Here is a 1,849-nt window from a genome sequence, read left to right on the forward strand (position 1 = left end):
GGCTCCCTGCTGTGGGTGCTCGCCCTCGAACAGTAAGACAGCTTGTTGTCGACATGGCTACCTATCTACAACCGATGGCAAATCTGTACACCCCGCACAGCAGCGAGATTAACCGGCCGTTTGCTTCGGATGGATACCGGTTGGTTCCAAACGCGGATATTCGCTGTATTCGCACAGTTGGGAAATTATCCGCGAATACCGGCCGGTAGCAGTATTTTTCGCTACCGGGACGGTTGACGGATGATCTTCGTAACCCTAATCTTCGGAATCACAGTTCGATATCGAAGTGTTCAGTGTCATCGCTCGAAATGTTTCCCGGACGGCAAGCCTGCCCCTGTCGTCCTCCGCGTGCGTTTCCAAGGAGTATTGATAGTGAGAAGTCGAATCCTGTTCTTCGCCGGAGCAATGGCATTGGCGCCCATCGTCACCGCGTTGGTGCCCGCCGGGAGTGCCACCGCGCACGGTTGGATCACCGGACCCGCGAGCAGGCAGGAGCAATGCGCCCGTGGCCTCGTGCCCTGCGGCGCGGTGAAATACGAGCCGCAGAGCGTGGAGGGACCGAAGGGGCTCACCACCTGTAGTGCGAACAAATACCCTGAGCTCGACGACGACAGCCTCGGCTGGGTGCCGCAGAAAGTCTCCGGCAGTGCGAGTTTCACATGGAAGAATACCGCGAATCATCGCACGCTGAATTGGGAATACTTCATCGGCAACACCAGAATTGCTGTGTTCGACGGCCGGAACGAACAGCCGTCCATGGAGGTGACCCATACCGTTGATTTGTCGAGTTATTCCGGCCGTCAGAAATTGCGCGCGGTCTGGAATATCGGTGATACGGCAGCGGCCTTCTACAGTTGCGTCGATCTCGAGGTGAGCGGCGGGGGCGGCACACGGCCGCCGACGACCACCCCGAAACCCACCACTTCCCCGCCGACCACCAATACCCCGGCCCCGACCACCACACCGCCTACGACCACGAAACCCCCAGCTACAACCACGAAACCGCCGGTGACGACTACCCCCGGGCACGAGCATCCGACAACCACGGCCGCCCCCGGCGGATCGCCGTGGCGTCAGGGCGCCACCTATGCCATCGGCGACAAAGTCACCTATCAGGGCGCGACCTATAGCTGCAGGCAGGCGCACACCGTGCACGACCCGAATTGGACGCCACCGAACACTCCCGCACTCTGGTCGCAGCTGTAGCCGGCGCGACGAGGTCGGCGAAACGGTTCGTGTGTTCTCCCACCATCGGTCCCGCGATGGGGTGAGGATGGGGACCGACTCGCCGGCCTCGCGTTCGGTCGGCCCCGCAGCACAAGGACGTGAGAAATATGAGTGACAGGAAATTCGCCATCACCGTTGCTGCCCTCGGGACGGCGATGCTGGCCGCGACCCTCGGTGCACCCACCGCCTCGGCCGGAGTTTCGCAATTGACGGTGAAACCCAACCTCAGCGTCGGCTCGGCAACCGACTACGGCACCGGATGCACCCACCAATTGCTGGCCAGGCTCAGTGTCGGCATCATTCCTGTCGCCTTCTACGACAACGGCGCGCTGCTGGCCGTGGTCGCGCCGACCGACGGCGTCGCCATGTTCAACTGGGTGCCGTCCTACACCGGCGCCCACACGATGACCGCCGTCCAGGACGGCATCGCCAGCAGCGCGAATGTGACGGTCGGCCGGGGCTTCCGCTTCGGGGAATCCTGCGTGGTCACCGGCGGCTGACCCCATGACAACACTGTGGCCCGGTTCGTACGAACCGGGCCACAGTCGTCGTTTAGCGACTTCGACGCGAGCTTCTTGTCGTCACCCATCATTCTCGCGGCCGTCTTGGCGGGTTTGTTTGC

At 62.2% G+C, this 1,849-nt stretch carries 2 protein-coding genes; both read left to right on the top strand.

Going from position 1 to position 1,849, the window contains the following annotated elements; translation table 11 throughout:
- The first annotated feature begins 372 nt into the window (after positions 1–372).
- The gene (locus ACFWF3_RS34375) at positions 373–1,206 is read left to right on the top strand and encodes a carbohydrate-binding protein (RefSeq protein ID WP_379318202.1); all 834 of its coding nucleotides are present in this window, start codon (positions 373–375) and stop codon (positions 1,204–1,206) included.
- A gap of 128 nt (positions 1,207–1,334) precedes the next feature.
- Positions 1,335–1,727: a hypothetical protein gene (locus tag ACFWF3_RS34380; protein ID WP_378631050.1), complete on the top strand. Its 393-nt coding sequence runs from the start codon at positions 1,335–1,337 to the stop codon at positions 1,725–1,727.
- The last annotated feature ends 122 nt before the right edge of the window (positions 1,728–1,849 follow it).

The sequence above is a fragment of the Nocardia sp. NPDC060220 genome (assembly GCF_042727815.1).
In the GTDB taxonomy this organism is placed as follows: Bacteria; Actinomycetota; Actinomycetes; order Mycobacteriales; family Mycobacteriaceae; genus Nocardia.